Annotated in this window: 19 protein-coding genes; 15 read left to right on the top strand and 4 right to left on the bottom strand. The window is 72.3% G+C overall.

Going from position 1 to position 20,259, the window contains the following annotated elements:
• Positions 1-112: 112 nt before the first annotated feature.
• Positions 113-2,101 carry an ABC transporter ATP-binding protein gene (locus ACFFBG_RS10295; protein WP_375478302.1) on the top strand — a complete coding sequence of 663 codons (1,989 nt, stop codon included), beginning with the start codon at positions 113-115 and terminating at the stop codon, positions 2,099-2,101.
• 124 nt (positions 2,102-2,225) lie between these two features.
• On the opposite strand, the gene ACFFBG_RS10290 is transcribed toward ACFFBG_RS10295, so the two are convergent.
• The gene (locus ACFFBG_RS10290) at positions 2,226-2,669 is read right to left on the bottom strand and encodes a DUF4439 domain-containing protein (protein WP_375478300.1); all 444 of its coding nucleotides are present in this window, start codon (positions 2,667-2,669) and stop codon (positions 2,226-2,228) included.
• A gap of 109 nt (positions 2,670-2,778) precedes the next feature.
• Positions 2,779-3,480, bottom strand: coding sequence for a hypothetical protein (locus ACFFBG_RS10285; protein WP_375478298.1), 702 nt, complete (start codon positions 3,478-3,480; stop codon positions 2,779-2,781).
• A 103-nt stretch (positions 3,481-3,583) separates the two neighbouring features.
• Here ACFFBG_RS10285 and rimP point away from each other — a divergent pair, with 103 nt between their 5' ends.
• The 11 genes from rimP to ACFFBG_RS10230 all read left to right on the top strand — a co-directional run bounded on the left by rimP (position 3,584) and on the right by ACFFBG_RS10230 (position 14,887).
• On the top strand, positions 3,584-4,156 hold the full coding sequence (gene rimP, locus ACFFBG_RS10280; RefSeq protein ID WP_375478297.1) for a ribosome maturation factor RimP: 573 nt from the start codon (positions 3,584-3,586) through the stop codon (positions 4,154-4,156).
• Positions 4,156-5,202, top strand: a complete 1,047-nt coding sequence (gene nusA / locus ACFFBG_RS10275; RefSeq protein WP_375478295.1) for a transcription termination factor NusA — start codon at positions 4,156-4,158, stop codon at positions 5,200-5,202. The genes rimP and nusA overlap by 1 nt, the downstream gene beginning before the upstream one ends.
• 58 nt (positions 5,203-5,260) lie before the next feature.
• Complete coding sequence (locus tag ACFFBG_RS10270; RefSeq protein WP_375478293.1) at positions 5,261-5,569, top strand: YlxR family protein; 309 nt, start codon at positions 5,261-5,263, stop codon at positions 5,567-5,569.
• A gap of 97 nt (positions 5,570-5,666) precedes the next feature.
• Positions 5,667-8,498 carry a translation initiation factor IF-2 gene (infB, locus tag ACFFBG_RS10265; protein WP_375478291.1) on the top strand — a complete coding sequence of 944 codons (2,832 nt, stop codon included), beginning with the start codon at positions 5,667-5,669 and terminating at the stop codon, positions 8,496-8,498.
• Between the two features lie 127 nt (positions 8,499-8,625).
• Positions 8,626-8,925, top strand: coding sequence for a DUF503 domain-containing protein (locus tag ACFFBG_RS10260; protein WP_375478289.1), 300 nt, complete (start codon positions 8,626-8,628; stop codon positions 8,923-8,925).
• Between the two features lie 94 nt (positions 8,926-9,019).
• The gene (rbfA, locus tag ACFFBG_RS10255) at positions 9,020-9,574 is read left to right on the top strand and encodes a 30S ribosome-binding factor RbfA (protein WP_375478287.1); all 555 of its coding nucleotides are present in this window, start codon (positions 9,020-9,022) and stop codon (positions 9,572-9,574) included.
• Positions 9,567-10,400 (top strand): hypothetical protein, encoded by an 834-nt coding sequence (locus tag ACFFBG_RS10250; RefSeq protein ID WP_375478285.1) that lies wholly within the window; start codon positions 9,567-9,569, stop codon positions 10,398-10,400. The genes rbfA and ACFFBG_RS10250 overlap by 8 nt, the downstream gene beginning before the upstream one ends.
• 86 nt (positions 10,401-10,486) lie before the next feature.
• Complete coding sequence (locus ACFFBG_RS10245; RefSeq protein WP_375478283.1) at positions 10,487-11,812, top strand: MATE family efflux transporter; 1,326 nt, start codon at positions 10,487-10,489, stop codon at positions 11,810-11,812.
• Positions 11,813-11,822: 10 nt separating this feature from the next.
• Complete coding sequence (gene truB, locus ACFFBG_RS10240; RefSeq protein ID WP_375478281.1) at positions 11,823-12,803, top strand: tRNA pseudouridine(55) synthase TruB; 981 nt, start codon at positions 11,823-11,825, stop codon at positions 12,801-12,803.
• A gap of 10 nt (positions 12,804-12,813) precedes the next feature.
• Positions 12,814-13,905 (top strand): hypothetical protein, encoded by a 1,092-nt coding sequence (locus tag ACFFBG_RS10235; protein ID WP_375478279.1) that lies wholly within the window; start codon positions 12,814-12,816, stop codon positions 13,903-13,905.
• A 31-nt stretch (positions 13,906-13,936) separates the two neighbouring features.
• Positions 13,937-14,887: a bifunctional riboflavin kinase/FAD synthetase gene (locus tag ACFFBG_RS10230; protein WP_375478277.1), complete on the top strand. Its 951-nt coding sequence runs from the start codon at positions 13,937-13,939 to the stop codon at positions 14,885-14,887.
• 97 nt (positions 14,888-14,984) lie between these two features.
• Here ACFFBG_RS10230 and ACFFBG_RS10225 read toward each other — a convergent pair whose 3' ends face one another.
• Complete coding sequence (locus tag ACFFBG_RS10225; RefSeq protein ID WP_375478275.1) at positions 14,985-15,419, bottom strand: SRPBCC family protein; 435 nt, start codon at positions 15,417-15,419, stop codon at positions 14,985-14,987.
• A gap of 146 nt (positions 15,420-15,565) precedes the next feature.
• On the opposite strand from ACFFBG_RS10225, the gene rpsO reads away from it, so the two are divergent.
• The 3 genes from rpsO to ACFFBG_RS10210 all read left to right on the top strand — a co-directional run bounded on the left by rpsO (position 15,566) and on the right by ACFFBG_RS10210 (position 19,001).
• On the top strand, positions 15,566-15,835 hold the full coding sequence (gene rpsO, locus ACFFBG_RS10220) for a 30S ribosomal protein S15 (protein WP_375478273.1): 270 nt from the start codon (positions 15,566-15,568) through the stop codon (positions 15,833-15,835).
• A 271-nt stretch (positions 15,836-16,106) separates the two neighbouring features.
• Positions 16,107-18,377, top strand: coding sequence for a polyribonucleotide nucleotidyltransferase (locus tag ACFFBG_RS10215; protein ID WP_375478271.1), 2,271 nt, complete (start codon positions 16,107-16,109; stop codon positions 18,375-18,377).
• Positions 18,378-18,488: 111 nt separating this feature from the next.
• Positions 18,489-19,001, top strand: a complete 513-nt coding sequence (locus ACFFBG_RS10210; protein WP_375478269.1) for a DUF998 domain-containing protein — start codon at positions 18,489-18,491, stop codon at positions 18,999-19,001.
• 18 nt (positions 19,002-19,019) lie between these two features.
• Here ACFFBG_RS10210 and ACFFBG_RS10205 read toward each other — a convergent pair whose 3' ends face one another.
• Entirely contained in the window at positions 19,020-20,177 is a 1,158-nt protein-coding gene (locus ACFFBG_RS10205; protein WP_375478267.1) for an RtcB family protein, read from the bottom strand.
• Positions 20,178-20,259 lie beyond the last annotated feature (82 nt).

The raw sequence follows: 20,259 nt of genomic DNA, 5'->3' as shown, positions 1-20,259 counted from the left end.
CACGAAATCGCTCCGCAAAAGAACGCTCCACGATTCCGCGTGGACCCCGCGTGAGCGCCACCCCACGAAATCGCTCCGCACAGAACGCTCCACGATTCCGCGTGGACCCCGCGTGAGCGCCACCAGCAAGGCGCCGCTGCCGTCGCGCTTGCCCCCGGCGGGCCAGGCAGCGCGCCGCGGCGGCGGCCCACCGTGGATGGCGGGCGTCATGCCGGCGGAGAAGTCGGTGAACTTCGGGCCGTCGGCCAAGCGGTTGCTCGGCTGGCTGCGCCCGGAGCGGTTGCCGGCGATCCTCGTCACGGCGCTCGCCGTCACGAGCATCGCGCTCACAGTGGTTGGCCCGCGGCTGCTCGGCCATGCCACCAATCTGATCTTCGCCGGTTACCTCGGCGACCGGTTGCCGCATTCGGCCTCGCTCGCGCAGGCCGTCGCGGCGGCGCGCGAACGCGGCGACGGCCAGTACGCCGACCTGCTGCGCAGCATGCACGTGCTGCCCGGCGTGGGCGTCGACTTCGGCGCGCTCGGGCGGGTGCTCATGCTCGCCGTCGGGGTGTACGTCGTCAGCGGCGTGCTGTCCTGGCTGCAGGGCTACGTGCTCAACGGCGTCGTGCAGCGCACCGTCCTACGGCTGCGCAGCGAGGTCGCGGACAAGCTGAACCGGCTGCCGCTCGCCTACTTCGACGGGCAGCAGCGCGGCGAGATCCTCAGCCGGGTCACCAACGACATCGACAACATCTCCCAGACGCTACAGCAGACGATGAGCCAGCTGCTCACCTCGTTGCTCACGGTGGTCGGGGTCGTCGCGATGATGTTCGTGATCTCGCCTTTGCTGGCGCTGATCGCGCTCGTCACGATTCCGGTCTCGACGTTCGTGACGCGGCGGATCGCGCGGCGCTCGAAGGGCCACTTCGTCAACCAGTGGCGCACCACGGGCGCTTTGAACGGGCACATCGAGGAGTCGTTCACCGGCGCGGAGCTGGTGAAGGTCTTCGGCCGGCAACGCGAGTCCGAGCAGACGTTCGCCACTCACAACGACGAGCTGTTCCGGGCCAGCTTCGGCGCCCAGTTCGTCTCCGGCCTGATCATGCCGGCGATGATGTTCATCGGAAACCTCAACTACGTCGCCGTCGCGGTGGTCGGCGGCCTGCGCGTCGCGTCCGGGTCGATGAGCCTCGGCGACGTCCAGGCGTTCATCCAGTACTCGCGGCAGTTCACCCAGCCGCTCACCCAGGTTGCCTCGATGGCGAACCTGCTGCAGTCCGGCGTCGCGTCTGCCGAGCGGGTCTTCGACCTGCTGGACGCGCCGGAGCAGAGCCCGGAGCCCGCGACGTCCGAGCAGCCAGCGCAACGCCGCGGCCGCGTCGAGTTCGAGCACATCTCGTTCCGCTACCAGCCAGACAAGCCATTGATCGACGACCTGTCGCTGGTGGCCGAGCCCGGGCACACGATCGCCATCGTCGGGCCGACGGGCGCCGGCAAGACCACGCTCGTGAACCTGATCATGCGCTTCTACGAGCTCGACGGCGGCCGCATCACCCTCGACGGCGTCGACATCGCCGAGCTGCGGCGCGACGATCTGCGCTCGGAGATCGGCATGGTGCTGCAGGACACCTGGCTGTTCGGCGGCACCATCCGCGCCAACATCGCCTATGGGCGCCCTGGCGCCACCGAGGCAGAGGTGCTCGACGCGGCGCGGGCCAGCTACGTCGACCGGTTCGTGCAGGCCTTGCCGGACGGCTACGACACCGTCCTCGACGAAGAATCGAGCAACCTGTCCGCCGGGCAGAAGCAGCTGATCACCATCGCCCGGGCGTTCATCGCGCAGCCGTCGCTGCTGATCCTCGACGAGGCCACGAGCGCGGTGGACACCCGCACCGAGCTGCTCGTGCAGCGGGCGATGGCGGCGCTGCGCGCTCACCGCACGAGTTTCGTGATCGCGCACCGGCTGTCGACGATCCGCGACGCCGATCTGATCCTCGTCATGGCGGACGGCGCCATCGTCGAGCAGGGCAAGCACCGCGAGCTCGTCGGCCGCGGCGGCGCGTACGAGCGGTTGTACCGCGCGCAGTTCGGCACGACCGACCAGCCGAGTTCCGTCTAGCCGCCGCGCCGCTGCTCGCCGCCCGCTCGGATCGCTGACAGTGGTCAGTTCTGCGGGTGAGTGGTCAGCTAGAAGCGACCACTGACCGCGAAAATGACCACTGACCGCCACGGCGGCGCGATGGTCACGTGCCGGGAAAGGCCGTGGCGGCGCTGCCCGGGGAGCTGAGCGCCCGCCACCGCGTCGCCCGCACCGCGCTGGCGATGAGCGCCGCCTGCGCGATCGTGCGCAGACCGGCAGCGCGTTGGCCGGTGGTCGATGCGGCACGCAGGTAGAGGTAGCGCCAGCCGGCCGCGCAGGCGTCCTCGAGCCGCGCAGCGAGGGCGCGAGCGGCCGCCGCGTCGTCGACCGGATACAGCGCGGGGTAGTCGGCGAGCGGCTCGACCGGCGTCAGCCCCGCCGCCGCGATGACGTCGACGGTGTCGTTTCGCAGCGCTTCGTGGGCGTCCGAGCACTGGACGGCGAGCGCTTCGGCGCCGCCCGCCCTGGGCCCGAGCACGGCGTAGCCGAAGACGGCCTGATGTTCGGCTGCGAGAGCGTTCTGCCACGCGTCGTCGAGCGCGCTCACCGCGGCCGCCAGTCCCCGATCAGTGGTGCGGTATGAGCCCAGTGGCGCGATATATCGCGCCACTCAATGGACATCGCGCCACTCAACCTGTTCATTGCAACGGCTGTGCTCACCGCAGCAGCTCCGCGTGGGTCGCCTCGCTGGCGGCGATGCTCGCGAGCAGCGCCGCGACCGCGCCGGTGAGTGAGTTCGCCCGGCGAGCCGCGGCGGTGGCGGCGGCTTCCTCGGCGGCGCGTAGGTAGGCGGCGGTGCGCGGGGTCCCGCGCGGTGCGGTGCTGCTGGCCGAGGGGCTGGGTTGCGCTCCTCGTGCGGTCAGGGCGGCCCGCAGCGCCGCCACGTGCGCGACGTGATCGGCGCGTGCGGCCGTCAACACGGCGCGGACGTCGGGCGCGCCGCCGGTCGTGGCGTCGAGGTCGGCGATGAGGCGCTGCTCCGCATCGACTGCCGCCACGAGCTCTGCGGGGGGCGGGGCGGGCCGATCGGCCGAACGGCGGCTGCGCAGGAATTCTGCGCCCACTCCCGCCCCGCCGCCCAGCAGCACCGCGGCGAAACCGGTGAGCACCCAACGACGGGTGTGCCGGCGAGGCAGCGGCGCGAGTGCAGTGATGCCGAGTTCCGGTTGAGCGGCGACGACCAGTTCGGACGGCGGTGCTGGTTGAGCGGCGACTACCGGTTCGGGCGGCGGCGCCGGTTCGGGGGCGGCGTGTCGTCCGACCGTCGGCTCGGCCTTTTCGCCCGGTTCAGGAACAGATGACGGGTGCGCTGGCCCGGGCTGCGGCCGGTGCGGCAGCGGGGCGGGCGGATCGCTCATGTCCGTGCAAGTTTGGCAGAGCGGATAGGCTCGCCAGTCACATCCGCGCGCACATCTGCACAGCCTTGTGCGAGTGCACAGCCTGCCGAGAGGAATCTCCCACATGCCGCCCGCGACCATCAGCGCGTCCGCGGCCAAAGCTCGCGAGCAGCTGCTCGAGCTGCTCGGCCCGCTGATAGCCGGCGCCGGCTACGACCTCGAGGACGTGCAGGTCGCCGCCGCCGGCCGGCGCAGCCTGGTCCGCGTCACTGTCGACGCCGACGGCGGGATCGACCTCGACGCGGTCGCCGTAGTCAGCCGGCTCGTGTCAGACGCCCTCGACGACGACGCCGCGGGCACCGCCGCCGGACGGCTGCTCGCCGGCGCCTACGTGCTCGAGGTGTCCTCGCCGGGCGTCGACCGGCCGTTGACCGAGCCGCGTCACTGGCGGCGCAACGTCGGGCGGCTGGTGCGCGTCGAACTCGCCGGAGCGCCGACGACCGGGCGGGTGCTCGCCGCCGACGACCTCGGCGTCGCCCTGGACGTCGACGGCGTGCGGCGCCTCGTCGGCTGGGCCGATCTCGGCCGCGGCAAGGTCGAGGTCGAGTTCAACCACGGCGTCGCCCTCGCCGACGACGAAGACGCCGACGACGAAGACGCCGACGACGAAGACGCCGACGAGGGGGGCGAGCTCTGATGGTGGCCGTCGACCTCGCGGCCCTGCGCAGCATCGAGAAAGAGAAGGAGATCTCTTTCGACCAGCTCATCGACGCCCTCGAGACTGCGCTGCTCAGCGCGTACAAGCACACGCCGCATTCCATGCCGCACGCCCGGGTCGTGATCGACCGGCGCAGTGGCGAGGTCGTCGTCTGGGCGCAGGACCTCGACGAGAACGGCGAGGTGGTCGAGGAGTACGACGACACCCCGACCGATTTCGGCCGGGTCGCGGCGATGACCGCGCGCCAGGTGATCCTGCAGCGGCTGCGCGACGCCGAGCACGACCGAACATTTGGCGAGTACTCCGGCCGCGAAGGCGACATCGTCACCGGCGTGATCCAGGCCGACGCCCAGGCCGCGCAGCGCGGGCTCGTGCTCGTCGACATCGGCCATGTCGAGGCGATCCTGCCGCTGTCCGAGCAGGTGCCCGGCGAGCGGTACGCACACGGCGGCCGGCTGCGCGCCTACGTCACCGGTGTGGCCCGCGGCCCCCGCGGCCCGCAGGTGACGGTCAGCCGCACCCATCCCAACCTGGTGAAGAAGCTGTTCGCGCTCGAGGTGCCGGAGATCGCCGACGGCAGCGTCGAGATCGTCGCCGTGGCGCGCGAAGCCGGCCACCGGTCCAAGATCTCGGTGCGGACGGAGGTCGCCGGGCTGAACGCGAAGGGCGCCTGCATCGGCCCGATGGGCCAGCGGGTGCGCAATGTCGTCGCCGAGCTCAACGGCGAGAAGATCGACATCATCGATTGGGCGCCCGAATCGGCCGCGTACGTCGGCAATGCGCTGTCGCCGGCGCACGTTCTGCAGGCCACCCTCGTCGACCCGGCAACCCACGCCGTCAGAGTCGTCGTGCCCGACTTCCAACTGTCCCTCGCCATCGGCCGCGAGGGTCAGAACGCCCGGCTGGCCGCCCGGCTCACCGGGGCGCGGATCGACATCCACAGCGACGCCGAAACGCCCGAGGCGGGTCCGGGCGACGCCCCGCCCGCGGCGGGCGAATCGGCTTTCGCGGGCCCCGGGGAGTAGGCTTGCCGACGGCCGTCGCGTCGTCGACGGCACTCGATCTCGTTCGTTCCGGGGCCCGGTGAACAGCCTGCACCCGATTCGGACGTGCGTCGGGTGTCGCCGCCGGGGTCCGGCCACCGAGTTGCTTCGCGTCGTCGTGGCGCCGGACTCGCCGGGGGACTCCTTCCCGGTCGTGCCCGACCCGCGTCGGCGCATGCCGGGCCGCGGTGCATGGGTGCATCCGAGTCCGGGATGCGTCGAACTGGCCGAGCGACGACGAGCTTTCGGCCGGGCGCTGCGCGTTCCCGGTCCCGTGGACTCGGCGCCGGTCGGCGAGTACGTTGCTGAACTCGAAACACACCCGCCAGCGGACAACCGCAGGAGATGAAGAGCGCATGGATCAGCGATGAAGCGCCAGCGATGAGCAAGTCCACCGACTAAACGGGCCGAGCGGGGTAGCCGCACGGTCCACTCGAAGGAGACACGTGCCAGGCAAGACCCGCGTATCCGCTCTCGCCAAAGAGATCGGCATCAGCAGCAAGGAAGCGATCGAGACGCTCACCTCGATGGGTGAGTACGTGAAGAGCGCCTCGTCCACCGTCGAGGCTCCGGTCGCGCGCAAGCTCCGCGAGGCTTTCCCGGATGCCGCGCCTGCCCCCAAGAAGGTCGCGAAGGCGCCGGCCAAGAAGGCCGCCGCGCCGGCTGCGGCGTCCGCGCCGGTTGCGCCCGCCGGGATCGACGCCCCCGCCGTGTCAGTCGTCCCAGCTGCCGCGGCGCCGCCCGCGGCGCAGGCGCCCGCGCCGCCCGCGCCGCCGGTCCAGCCGCTGCAACCCGTCCAACCTCCCGCACAGCCGATCGCCCCGGCAGCCGGCGGGCCGGCTGCGCCGACCCGCCCGGCCGCCCCGACCGTTCCGCCGGGCGGCCCCCGGCCGGGCCCGCGGGTCGGCAACAACCCCTTCGGCGTCGGCGGCGGCGCACCCGCGCCGCGACCGGCCACGCCTCGCCAGGCGCCCGGTGGTCCCCCCGGCGCGCCGGGCGCCGGCCCGGGCGGCATCGTCCGTCCGGGCGGTCCGCGGCCGAACCCCAGCGTGATGCCGCCGCGCCCGAACCCCGGCATGATGAGCGGCCGCCCTGGCGCCGGTCCCCGAAGCGGCCCGGCCGGCGGTCCCGGCACCCGCGCCGGCGGTCCTGGTGGTCCCGGCGCGCGGCCCGGCGGTCCCGGCGCGCGCCCTGGCGGCGGCGGCGGCTTCCGCGGCGGGCCGGGCGGTGGCCCTGGCGGCCCCGGCGGCCCGGGCGGCGGTCCCGGTGGGGCGCCCGGCGGCCCATATCGCGGCGCTCCCAGCCGGCCTGGCGGCGGCGGCCGCGGCGGCCGAGGCGCGACGACGCCCGGCGCGTTCGGCCGGCGCGGCGGCCCGCAGAGTCGCGGCCGCAAGAGCAAGAAGCAGCGCAGGGCCGAGTTCGACAACATGTCCGCGCCGTCGATCGGCGGCGTGCAGGTCCCGCGCGGCAACGGCGAGGTGCTGCGCATGCCGCGCGGCGCGTCGCTGTCCGACTTCGCCGACAAGATCAACGCCAACCCGGCCTCGCTCGTCCAGGTGATGTTCCACCTCGGCGAGATGGTGACGGCGACGCAATCGGTGAACGAGGAGACGCTGCAGCTGCTCGGCGCGGAGCTGAACTACCAGGTGCAGGTCGTCAGCCCCGAGGACGAGGACCGCGAGCTGCTGGACAGCTTCGACCTCACCTTCGGCTCCGACGAAGGCGTCGAGGACGACCTCACCGCGCGGCCGCCGGTCGTCACGGTCATGGGCCACGTCGACCACGGCAAGACCCGCCTGCTGGACGCGATCCGCAAGACCCACGTCATGCGCGACGAGGCCGGCGGAATCACCCAGCACATCGGCGCGTACCAGGTGCACGTCGAGCACGAGGGCGTGGACCGGCCGATCACCTTCATCGACACCCCGGGCCACGAGGCGTTCACCGCCATGCGTGCCCGCGGCGCGGCCACCACCGACATCGTCGTGCTGGTCGTCGCCGCCGACGACGGCGTCATGCCGCAGACGATCGAGGCGCTCAACCACGCGCAGGCGGCCGACGTGCCGATCGTCGTGGCCGTCAACAAGATCGACAAGGAAGACGCCAACCCGGCGAAGGTGCGTCAGCAGCTCACCGAATACGGGCTGGTCGCCGAGGAGTACGGCGGCGACACGCTGTTCGTCGACGTCTCCGCCCGGTCGAACACCAACATCGACGGGCTGCTGGAGGGCGTCCTGCTCACCGCCGACGCGGCGCTGGACCTGCGGGCCAACGCCGACCAGGACGCGCAGGGCATCGTCATCGAGGCTCGGCTCGACCGCGGTCGCGGCCCGGTGGCCACGCTGCTCGTGCAGCGCGGCACGCTGCACGTCGGCGACTCGGTCGTCGCGAGCGACGCGTTCGGCCGGGTGCGGGCGATGCTCGACGAGAACGGCGACAGCGTCGACGAGGCAGGGCCCTCGCGCCCGGTGCAGGTCCTCGGCCTCACCTCCGTCCCCGGCGCCGGCGACTCGTTCCTCGTCGTCGAGGAAGACCGGATCGCCCGGCAGATCGCCGACCGCCGGCAGGCGCGCGAACGCAACGCGCAGCTGGCGTCCTCGCGTCGCCGGGTTTCGTTGGACGACCTCGACAAGGCGCTCGCCGCGGGCGAGGTCGAACAGCTGAACCTGATCATCAAGGGTGACGTGTCCGGCTCGGTCGAAGCGCTCGAAGACGCGCTGGTCAACATCGACATGGGCGAGGACAAGGACGAGGTCTCGCTTCGGGTCATCGGCCGCGGCGTCGGCGCGATCACCGAGAACGACATCAACCTCGCGGTGGCGTCCAACGCGGTCGTGGTCGGCTTCAACGTCCGTCCCGAGGGCAAGGCGCGGGAGGCGGCCGAGCGCGAGGGGGTGGACGTCCGGTACTACACGGTCATCTACCAGGCCATCGAGGAGATCGAGGCCGCGCTCAAGGGGATGCTCAAGCCCGAGTTCGAGGAGGTGCAGCTCGGCACCGCCGAGGTGCGCGAGGTGTTCCGGGTCCCGCGGATCGGCAACATCGCCGGTTCGCTGGTCCGCTCGGGCACGATCCGCCGCAACAGCAAGGCGCGGTTGGTGCGCGACGGCGTCGTCGTCGCGGACAACCTGACCGTCGATTCGCTGCGGCGCTTCAAGGACGACGCGACCGAGGTGCGCGACGGCTTCGAGTGCGGCATCGGGCTGGGGTCGTTCAACGACCTCAAGCTCGACGACGTGATCGAGACGTTCGAGCTGCGGGAAAAGCCTCGGGTGTAGTTCCGTCCGGCTGCGCCGGAATGGGGCCCTTCAGATACAGAGCTTTTACATCTTCAGGGGCCCCATCCCGGCTCCGCCTTCGCTCTCAACGGCGGCTTTCTCGGTCTCGAGTAGGGAGGGCAGGCATTTGGTGGTCGGGACGCTTGTGGCGGACGTTCTTCTTGGCGACATCCACTCGCTGAAGGAGAAGCGCTCGGTGGTGAAGCCGATCGTCGCGGAGCTGCGTCGGCGCTTCGAGGTGTCCGCCGCGGAGACCGGCGCGCAGGACCTGCACCGGCGGGCGGAGATCGCGGTGGCGGTGGTGGCGGGCGACCGGCCGCACGTCGTCGAGGTGCTGGCCGCGTGCGAACGGCTGATCGCGGGCCGGCCGGAGATCGAGTTGCTGTCCACGCGCAGCCGGGTGCTCGACGCCACCGATTTCGATTGAGACAGCGGTCAGTGGTCAGTTGGCGCGGCAGTGGGCAGCCGCAGCTGACCACTGACGCGTGGAAGTGACCACTGATGCGAAGAAGGAGACCGACATGGCCGACGCCGGCCGCGCCCGCCGCCTCGCCGGGCGTATCAAGCAGATCGTCGCCACCGGCATCGAGATGAGCATCAAGGACCCGCGCCTGGGGATGGTGACGATCACCGACGTCCGGGTTACGGGCGACCTGCACGACGCCACGATCTTCTACACCGTCTTCGGCGACGACGAGGAACGCGCGGCGTCGGCGGTTGCGCTCGAGTCCGCGAAGGGCGTGCTGCGCAGCGAGGTCGGGCGGCAGACCGGCGTCCGGTTCACCCCGACGCTGACCTTCACGTTGGACGCCCTGCCCGACTCGGCGCGGCACATCGACGAGCTGCTCGCGGTGGCCGCCGCGGCCGATGCCCAGGTGGAGGCGGTCCGGCAGGGGGCGCTGCCGGCTGGCGAGGCAGACCCGTACCGCAAGCCGAGGGCAGTCGACGGCGACTTGGACGGGGATTCGGACCGCGAGGTCGACGGTGAAGTGGACGGGGCACGCGGCGGCGCCGAGGTAGCGGGCGCCGACGCGGAAGCCGGATCCGCCGGCGGAGCTGCGCTCGCTGGTGACTGAGGACGTCTCGCGGGTCGACCGACGCCGTGCGCAAACCCAGGCCCGTCGAAAGGGACGCAGGCTGACCGTGCTTCGGCTGGTCTGCCTCGCCGTGGCGCTCGGCGCTGGGATCGCGTCGGTGGTGCTATTCCTCACCAGGAACGACGGCACGCCAGGGCAGCTCACCGCCGACTCCGCCACGGCCGCGGTGCGCGACCCGGAGACCGCGAGCGCCTATCTCGCCGCGGCGGCGAGCGACCTGCAGGTCGTCACCAGCTCGGACTACCGTTCGCTCGACGACGAGTTGACGGCCGGGCTCGCCGTCACGACCGGCGCCTACCAGAAGTCGTATCGGGCCGCGCTCACCGGCGACGCGGCCCGCGCCGCGCAGCGACAGCGGATCGTCCAGACGTTCCAGACGCTCAAGTCCGGCATCGGCGAGATCGCCGACGACTCGAGCTCGGCGAAGGTGCTGGTGTTCGGTCTGCAGCACGTGCAGTCGGCAGCCGGCGCCGGCACCACCGCCGTCACGCTGACCGCGACGGTCGTGCGGACCGGCTCGCGCTATCTGATCAGCGCGCTCGAGGTCGGCGGCAACGCCGGGCTGCCGCCGGCGACCGCGGGCGTGCGAGCGGCCGCGGAGTCGGCGCGCGAAGACCTCGCGAGGCGCGCCGGCGGCCCGGTCACCGCGGTGGCGCTGGAATCCGCCGACGGCGACTCGGTCGTGCTGCTCATGGCCGCCTCCGGCACCGAGGTGGTCGCCGGCCAGGGGCGGTACGAGGTGTCGGTCCAGCGACGCGGCGGCACGTGGAAGGTTGGCGCGGTGACGCCCGTCGGCGGCTCGTGATCGCCGACCCGCCGGCCAAGCCGGCTGCTGCCGGGCCGCCGCCCCAGGCGCCGCCGCCCCAGGCGCCGCCGCCGGGGACAGCGCCGGTGACGGCACCGGCGGGGATCGACGCGCGGCGGTTGCTCGCGCTGTCGGCGTCGGCGTTCCTGGTGCTCGCGGCCGAGCCGCTGTACCTGCTGGTCGACACCGCCGTCGTCGGCCACCTCGGCGCGCGGGAGCTCGGCGGGCTCGGCGTCGGCGCGGCGCTGATGGGGCTGCTGACGATCGTCGGCACCTTCGTCGAGTACGGCACCACCTCGCGCGCCGCGCGCTGGTTCGGCGCCGGCCGGGTCGACGCCGCGGTGGGCGAGGGCGTGCAGGCGTCGTGGCTGGCAGCCGGCATCGGGGTGTCGATCGTCGTGCTCGGCGAGGTATTCGCCGGGCCGCTCACCGCGCTGCTGGCGGGCGCCGGCACGGAGACCCAGCACGCGGCCGAGCAATGGTTCCGGATCGCCGTGCTTGGCCTGCCCGGGGTCCTGCTGGTGCTCGCCGGCAACGGCTGGCTGCGCGGCGTGCAGCGCACCCGCGCCCCGGTGGTCATGGTGTTGATCGCCAACGGGCTGTCCGCGCTCGCCTGCCCGCTGCTGGTGTACTCCGCCGGGCTAGGGCTGATCGGCTCGGCCGTCGCGAACGTGGCGGCGCAAGCCGTCGGCGCGGCGCTGTTCGTGGCCGTGCTGCGCCGGTCGGCCTCCTCGCTGCGGCCGGTGTGGCCGGTACTGCGGGCGCAGCTCGTCGTCGGCCGAGACCTCGTCGTGCGGGCGGCCGCGTTCCAGGTGGCCTTCCTGACCGCGGCGGCGGTGGCGGCGCGATTCGGCGCCGCGCAGATCGCCGCACACCAGATCGGCCTGCAACTGGAGGAGTTCACCGCACTGGTGCTCGACTCGTTCGCGATCGCCGCGCAGTCGATGGTCGGCGCGGCGTTGGGCGCGGCCGACGTCGGCGCCGCGCGGGCGATGGCGTGGCAGGTGGCCCGGTGGGGTCTCTACGCCGGCTGCGGTTTCGCCGTCATCTACGGCCTGGGCTGGTTCGCCATCCCCGCGCTGTTCACCGACTCCGCCGCGGTGCAGACGCAGGCGCACGTGTTGTGGCCGTGGTTCCTCGCCTTGCTGCCGGCGGCCGGGGTGGTGTTCGCGTTGGACGGCGTCCTGATCGGCGCGGGCGACGTCGGCTTTCTGCGCACCATCACGATCATCGCGGCCGTCGGCGCGTTCGCGCCGCTCAACCTCGCGGCGCTGCACTGGCGGCTGGGGCTGGGCGGCGTGTGGGCCGGGCTTGCCGCGTTCATCGGCGTCCGGTTCGTCGGCATGGTGCTGCGTACGCGCGGCGGCAAGTGGCTGGTGGCCGGCGTCGGCGCTCGGTCGAGCGATTCCTAGGCTCGGAACGGTGACCAGCGGATTGGCGATCGTGGACAAGCCCGCCGGCTGGACGTCCCACGATGTCGTCGGACGGATGCGCCGGCTCGCCGGCACCCGACGGGTCGGGCACGCCGGCACGCTCGACCCGATGGCCACCGGCGTCCTGGTGCTCGGCGTCGGCGCCGCGACCCGCCTGCTGCACCATCTCGTCCTCACCGACAAGAGTTATGACGCCACCGTCCGGCTGGGGCAGGCGACGGCCACCGACGACGCGGACGGCGACGTGGTCTCGGCCGCGACCGCCGCCGACGTCACCGACGTCACCGAGGTCGCCGTCCGCGCCGCGATGTCGGCGCTGACCGGACCGATCCAGCAGGTGCCCAGCGCGGTGTCTGCGATCAAGGTCGACGGCGAACGCGCTTACAAGCGCGCCCGAGCGGGGGAGGACGTGCAGCTCGCCGCGCGTCCGGTCGTTGTCGCGCGGTTCGACGCGCTGCGCTTCGGCCGGCCGGACGCGGCGCTGTTCGACGTCGACGTGCGGGTCGAGTGCTCTTCAGGCACCTACGTGCGCGCGCTGGCCCGCGATCTGGGGGCCGCGCTGGGCGTCGGCGGGCACCTGACGGCTCTGCGCCGCACTCGCGTCGGACCCTTCGACCTGACCACGGCACGCACCCTCGCGGACCTCGCGGCGCTGCCGGACCCGGTGACCCTGCCGCTGCCGGACGCGCTGCGGGCGGCGTTCGCCGTGCGTCAGCTCGACGCGGCGCAGACCCGCGAGCTGTCCTTCGGCCGCCCCATCGAGGCCGCCGGGCTGGCTGGGACCTACGCCGCGCTGGGCCCGGACGGCTCGGCGGTGGCGCTGCTGCGCGAAGACGACGGCAAAGGCGACGGCAAAGGCGACGGCAAAGGCGACGGCGACGGCGGCGACGCCGGCCGCGGCGACGCCGGCCGCGGCGGCAGTGGCGGTGGCCGGGCGCGCGCCGTCCTGGTGTTCGCCGCCGCAGGGTAGAACGGCGCTCATGGACGAGGGTCTGGCCGCCGCGCAGGCGTTGCTGCCGGCGGTCCGGCTGAGCGATCCCGAGCCGCTGGCCGGCGGCGAGCGCTCGACGGTCGCGCGGGTGCGTGCCCTCGCCGCCGACGGCGCCGAGTCGACGCTCATCGTGAAAGCGTTTCGCTCAGCGGGGGAGAGCTGGGTGCGGGAGACCGCCGCGCTCAGCGTGCTGCCCGCCGAACTGGGCGCGCCGCGGCTGGTCGCTGCGGACGGCGCGCCGCCGGTCGCAGTCATGACCGACCTCGGCGCCGGTGCCAGCCTCGCGCGCCTGCTGCTCGGCGCCGACCCGGATGCGGCGGCCGTTGCCGTGCGGCGCTGGGCCGAGGGGGTCGCCGCCGTGCACTGCGCCACCCGCGGTCTGCGCGCGGAGTTCCGCGCCGCATTGGACGAGCGGGCCGGCGACCTGCCGGTGCACGACACCCGGATCGGCGCGGACGTCGAAGACGCTGTGCGGCTGCTCGACGCGGCCTGCGGTCGGCTCGGGGTTGCGGTGCCGAGCGGCGCGTTCGACGAGCTGCGCGAGCTCACCCACCGACTCGGCAGCGCCGGGGCCGCGGCGATCACGCCCGCCGACGCCTGCCCGGACGACACCGCCTCAGTCGGCGAGCGGCTCGTTCTCCTCGACTACGAAAACGCGCAGTGGCGACACGTCAGCTGGGACGTCGCCTACCTGCGGGTCCCGTGGCCGACGTGCTGGTGCTCCTGGCGGCTGCCGGACTCGGTGGCCGACGCCGCCGTCGACGCCTACCGCGCGGCGGCCGCGGCGACATTCCCCGAGGTCGGCGCCGAGTCGTTTGGCCGCGACGTCGAAGCCGCCACGGTCGGCTGGTCGCTGATGTCGGCGACGCTGATGCTGGGCACCGCGCTGGATGGCGAGCCCGCCCCGGCCGGCCGGCTGGTGCACGCGCCGACGCGGCGCGCGGCAATCACCCACCGGCTCGCCGGCGCGAGCGAATCGGGCGAGCTGCCCGCCGCGGCCGAGCTGGCGCGGCGGCTCGGCGCGGAGCTGCGGGCGCAGTGGGGCGACGTCCCGCTCGACCTGGCACCCGCGTTCCGCTGACGGAGCACGACCGGCCGCTAGGCTCGCCGGAGTGCAGCGCTGGCAGGGTTTCGACGCGGTGCCGCCCGGCTGGGGCAAATGCGTCGTCACCATCGGCGTCTTCGACGGAATCCACCGCGGCCATCAGGCGATCATCGGCGAGGCGGTGGCGCTGGCCGCCGAGCGTGGCCTGCCGAGCGTGCTGATCACGTTCGTGCCGCACCCGGCCGAGGTCGTCCGGCCGGGTTCGCACCCGCCGGTGCTGACGACGATCGTGCGGCGCGCCGAGCTGGTCGAACAACTGGGCGTCGACGTGTTCTGCGCGCTGCCGTTCACCTACGACTTCTCCCGCCTTCCGCCGGACGAGTTCATCCACCAGGCGCTGGTCGAGCGCTTGCACGCCAGCGCGGTGATCGTCGGCGAGAACTTCCGCTACGGCCACCACGCCGCCGGCGACGTGCCGCTGCTGCAGATCCTCGGACGCCGGTTCGGCTTCGCCGCACGGGGCGTCGGGCTGCTGCAGGACAACGATCGGGCACTCAGCGCCACCTACGTGCGCTCCTGCGTGCACGCCGGCGACATGGAGGGCGCGGCGCTGATCCTGGGCCGCCCGCACCGGCTCGACGGCTTCGTCGAGCGCGGCGACCAGCGCGGACGCGAGCTCGGCTATCCGACCGCCAACCTGCACGCCGAGGCGTGGGCCGCCATCCCCGCCGACGGCGTCTACGCCGGCCGGGTCGTTCGCCTGGACGAGCGGGGCCGGACGCTCGACGGGCCGCCACTCGGCGTCGCCGCGATCTCCGTCGGCACGAATCCCACCTTCGAAGTGAGGCAGCGGCGGGTCGAGGCCTACGTGCTGGACTTCGAGGGCGACCTCTATGGCGCGTCCATCGGCGTCGAGTTCGTCTCCCGGCTGCGCGGCATGGAGCGCTTCGCCGACGTCGACGCCCTGGTGCGCCAGATGGCCATCGACGTCGAGCAGACCCGCGCGTTGCTGTGCTGACTCCTCGCACCCGCCGTCAGTGGTCATTTACGCGCTGAATGGTCACCTGCAAGCGTCCACTGAAGCCGTAAACGACCACTGTCAGGCAGGGGGCGCCTCAGCGGGTGAGCAGGCCGTTCATCACCCGGCTGAACAGCAACCTGCCGGACAGCGTCGCCACGCCGGTCGCGAACGCCGGCAGCTTGGCCGGCACCGCGTCCTCGCGCCAGGTGACGATCGAGCCGGGACCGTCCGGCTGCACCGACAGCTCGGCCCAGCCGAGCATCACCCGACCGCGTTTCTCCAACCGGCACGAGCCGCCAGAACCGTGCGCGGGCGGCGACCACGCGACGACCTCCATGGGGTCGTCGAAGCCGAGCCGGCCGACCGCGGTGCGGGCGGTGAACACCGTTCCGACGCCGGTCGGCGGCGCCGTCTCGAGGCGCACCTTCGTCAGCGGGACGAACTCGCCGTGCCGGCGCCAGTCCGTCAATCGCGCCCACGCGTCGGCCGGGACGAGCGGGGACTCCTGCGTGACGACGAACGGGGCCATGCGGCCAACTCTAGGTTTGGCCGAACACGCTGGTACCATCGACGTCGAGGCCCGTCAACGCGGCCCCGCGCAACGCGCGTCCACTCTCCGTCGTGATTCAGACCGTCGGAGCGCGCCTGCACAGAATGCCCGAGAAGGAGTCGTCCGTGCCGCTGGCTCAGGATGTCAAGAAGCAGATCATCACCGACTACGGCTCCGTCGAGGGCGACACCGGCTCACCGGAGGTCCAGGTCGCGCTGCTCAGCCGGCGGATCAGCGATCTCACCGAGCACCTGAAGACGCACAAGCACGACCACCACAGCCGGCGCGGCCTGCTGTTGCTGGTCGGCCAACGTCGCCGGCTGCTCAACTACCTGGCGAAGACCGACATCAACCGATACCGCTCGATCATCGAGCGGCTCGGTCTGCGCCGCTAGCTCGTCCAGGGAGCGATCTCACCCGAGATCGCTCCCTTCTTCATGAGGCCCGCCGCTTCAATCGCCGGCCTTGATGAGGAGACAACCGAATATCCGCATGCCGGACGCACTGATGCGCGTCCTTGCGACAGCGAAGCCGTTCGCCGGTCCTCGGTAGTGGCGGTCGGAGCCGAATGAGGTCTCCGCCCGCTTCGATCGAAGACCGGCACCCAGGCGGGTGTTGAGCTCGTACGTCGCATGTGCGCCCCGGCACGTACGAGAGGGAGTTTCCGTGACGGAAACCATCGACGCCACTGCATCTGACAACGAGGCAGGCGTCTACGAAACCGAAGCCGTGCTTGACAACGGCAGCTTCGGCAAGCGCACGATCCGCTTCGAGACCGGCCGGCTGGCCAATCAGGCCGCCGGCGCCGTCGTCGCCTACCTGGACGACGACACCATGCTGTTGTCGGCCACCACGGCCGGCAAGAAGCCGCGCGAGGGCTTCGACTTCTTCCCGCTGACGGTGGACGTCGAAGAGCGCATGTACGCCGCGGGCCGCATCCCCGGCTCGTTCTTCCGCCGCGAAGGCCGGCCGTCCGAGGACGCGATCCTCACCTGTCGGCTGATCGACCGGCCGCTGCGCCCGACGTTCATCAAGGGCCTGCGCAACGAGGTGCAGGTCGTCATCACCGTCATGGCGCTCAATCCCGACCACGCCTACGACGTGCTTGCGATCAACGCCGCGTCCGCGTCCACGCAGATCTCCGGCTTGCCGTTCTCCGGACCGGTCGGCGGCACCCGGGTCGCGCTGATCGACGGGCAGTGGGTCGGCTTCCCGACGCACTCGGAAATCGAGCGCGCGACCTTCGACATGGTCGTCGCCGGCCGGGTCCTCGCCTCGGGCGACGTCGCGATCATGATGGTCGAGGCGGAGGCCACCGAGGCCAGCATCGAGCTGATCGCCGGCGGCGCCACCCGGCCGACCGAGCAGGTCGTCGCCGAGGGTCTCGAGGCCGCGAAGCCGTTCATCGCCGAGCTGTGTCGTGCGCAGGCCGAGCTCGCGAAGATCGCCGCCAAGCCGGTCGCCGAGTTCCCGGTCTTCCTGGACTACCAGGACGACGTCTTCGAGGCCGTCTCCGCCGAGGTCGGCGAGCCGCTCGCCCAGGCGCTGACGATCGCCGACAAGCAGGAGCGCGAAGCGCGTTTGGACGAGCTGAAGGACCAGGCAAAGCAACTGCTCGCCACCAGATTCGAAGGACGCGAGAACGAGATCAGCCCGGCCTACCGCGGCCTCACGAAGAAGTTGGTGCGCCAGCGGATCCTGCGCGACAAGATCCGCATCGACGGCCGCGGCCTTGCCGACATCCGCACGCTCTCGGCTGAGGTCGAGGTCATCCCGCGGGTGCACGGCTCGGCGCTGTTCCAGCGCGGCGAGACGCAGATCCTCGGCGTCACCACGCTGAACATGCTCGGTCTCGAGCAGAAGCTGGACACGCTCTCGCCCAACCGGACGAAGCGCTACATGCACAACTACAACTTCCCGCCGTACTCGACCGGTGAGACCGGCCGGGTCGGCTCGCCGAAGCGCCGCGAGATCGGGCACGGCGCGCTCGCCGAGCGGGCGCTGGTGCCGGTGCTGCCGAGCCGCGACGAGTTCCCCTACGCGATCCGCCAGGTGTCCGAGGCGCTCGGCTCGAACGGCTCGACGTCGATGGGCTCGGTGTGCGCCTCGACGCTCGCGCTGCTGAACGCCGGCGTGCCGCTGAGGGCGCCGGTGGCCGGCATCGCGATGGGCCTCGTGTCCGACACCGTCGACGGCAAGACCGAGTACGTCGCGCTGACCGACATCCTGGGCGCGGAGGACGCGTTCGGGGACATGGACTTCAAGGTCGCCGGCACCAAGGAGTTCGTCACCGCGCTGCAGCTGGACACCAAGCTCGACGGCATCCCGTCCGAGGTGCTGGCGCAGGCGCTGCAGCAGGCGCGCGACGCCCGGCTGCACATCCTGGACGTCATGGCCGAGGCCATCGACGAGCCGGATGAGATGAGCCCGTTCGCGCCGCGCGTCACCGTGGTCAAGATCCCGGTCGACAAGATCGGCGCGGTGATCGGGCCGAAGGGCCAGATCATCAACGCGATCCAGGACGAGACCGGCGCCGACATCACCATCGAGGACGACGGCACGATCTACGTCGGCGCCGCCGACGGGCTGTCCGCCGCCGCCGCGGTCGACCGGATCAACGCGATCGCCAACCCGCAGATGCCGAAGGTCGGCGAGCGCTTCCTTGGCACGGTGGTGAAGACGGCCGCGTTCGGCGCGTTCGTGTCGCTGCTGCCGGGCAAGGACGGCCTGGTGCACATCAGCAAGCTCGGCCGCGGCAAGCGGATCGGCAAGGTCGAGGACGTCGTCAACGTCGGCGACAAGATCCAGGTCGAGATCCTCGAGATCGACCAGCGCGGCAAGATCAGCCTCGGGCTGGTAGACGACAGCGCGAAGGCCGACGACGCGGCGGCGCCCGCCGAGGCGTCGGCGCCCGCCGACGCGCCGGCGCAGGTCTGATCAATCCCGAAAGTTGTCCGCGTGTCGCGGGGTGATGGCCCTGCGACACGCGGACAACTTCGTTTGCCGCGGGTTCGCGCCTGGGCGCCATTCTCGGCGGCGCTCGCGCCGGTGGTCCTGATCGGCGGCTGGACGCTCGGCGCGGCGCGCCAGCCGGCGTCCTACGACTCGGCCCGCGACACGATCAGCGCGCTGGCCGCCCGCGGCGCGGACGACCGCTGGATCATGACGCTCGGCCTGGCGTTGCTCGGCGTCTGCCATCTGGCGACGGCGGCCGGCCTCACCTCGGCCACGGCGGCTTCGCGCATCCTGCTGGCCGTCGGCGGCGCGGCCACCGTCGCGGTGGCCGCGCAGCCGCAACCGTCGCCCGGGCACGTGCCGGCAGCCGCCGTCGGATTCGTGGCGCTGGCGTTGTGGCCGGCGCTGTCCGTCGTGCCGAGCTTGCGGGCCGGCCTCGGCGCCACGGTTGTGCTGGTCGCGCTGCTGGCCTGGCTGCTCGTCGAGTTGCAGGGCGGCGGCAGCCTGCTCGGCGTGGCTGAACGCGCCGTCGCCGGCGGGCAGGCGCTGTGGCCGCTCCTCGCCGTCGTCATGCTGCTGGCACGCCATGGCGCGCGCAGAGCATGACGACGGCCGCCAACCGCGTCAGTCGCCCTTGACGTTGACGATCTGCCGCAGCTCCCGCACCACCTCGACGAGGTCCTTCGCGTCGCGCATGACGACGTCGATCGCCTTGTAGGCGGCCGGGTGCTCGTCCAGGAACGCGTTCGAGTTGCCCCAGGCGATCCCGGCCATCCGCTCGTCGAGGTCCTCGCGGGTGAACCGCTTGCGCGCCGCCGACCGCGAGAAGGCGCGGCCGGCGCCGTGCGGCGACGAGCACAGCGCGCCCGGGTGGCCCTTGCCGCGCACAACGTAGGAGCGGTCGCCCATCGAGCCGGGGATCAGCCCGAGCACGCCAACGTGCGCGTCGATCGCGCCCTTGCGGGACAACCACACTTCTTTGCCGAAGTGCGTCTCGCGCTCGGTGTAGTTGTGGTGGCAGTTGACCTCGTCCACCCGCTCGACCGACTCGCCCTGGAACTCCGCGAGGCAGCCGACGACGCGGTCCATCATCTCCTCGCGGTTGAGCAGCGCGAAGCGCTGAGCCCAACGCAGCGCGGCGATGTAGGCCCAGAACTCGCGGTCGCCTTCGACCAGGTACGCGAGGTCGGGGTCGGGCAGCCGGATCCAGCGCTTCGCGCACTGCTGCTGCGCCACCTTGATGTGCTTTTGCGCCAGCTTGTTGCCCACGCCGCGCGAGCCCGAGTGCAGGAACAGCCAGACGGCGTCGTCCTCGTCGAGGGACACCTCGATGAAGTGGTTGCCCGAGCCGAGCGAGCCCAGCTGCAGCCGCCACGCCGGCGCGATCGCCTCGGCCTGGTCGATGCCCTCGAGAGCCTCGAGCTCGGCCACCCGCGCCTCGGCGGTGGCCGCGACCGACGCGTTGTACCGACCCGCCGACAGCGGGATCGCAGCTGAGATCGACGCGTGCAGCGACGCGAGGTCGCCACGCAGGTCCGCGCGCGCGAACTGGGTGCGGACGGCCATCATCCCGCAGCCGATGTCGACACCCACGGCGGCCGGGATGATCGCGCCGACCGTCGGGATGACGCTGCCGACCGTCGCGCCCTTGCCCAGGTGGGCGTCCGGCATCAGCGCCAGGTGCGGCAAGACGAACGGCATGGACGCCGTGCGCTCGGCCTGGGCGCGGGTCTCGTCCTCGAGGATGGATGCGAAGTTCGCGAGCTTGGACACGTCGTCCATGGTCCGGCCCGGCCGCAACCGACAATCGCCCTACCTGCCTAGTTGCCGTCTCGGTCAGCGAGCGCCCGCGACGTCTGTATTG

It is taken from the genome of uncultured Jatrophihabitans sp. (assembly GCF_964251945.1).
Lineage (GTDB): Bacteria > Actinomycetota > Actinomycetes > Mycobacteriales > Jatrophihabitantaceae > Jatrophihabitans.
Note: the sequence above shows the minus strand (reverse complement) of the source record. Positions and strands in the feature narration are given on the sequence as shown.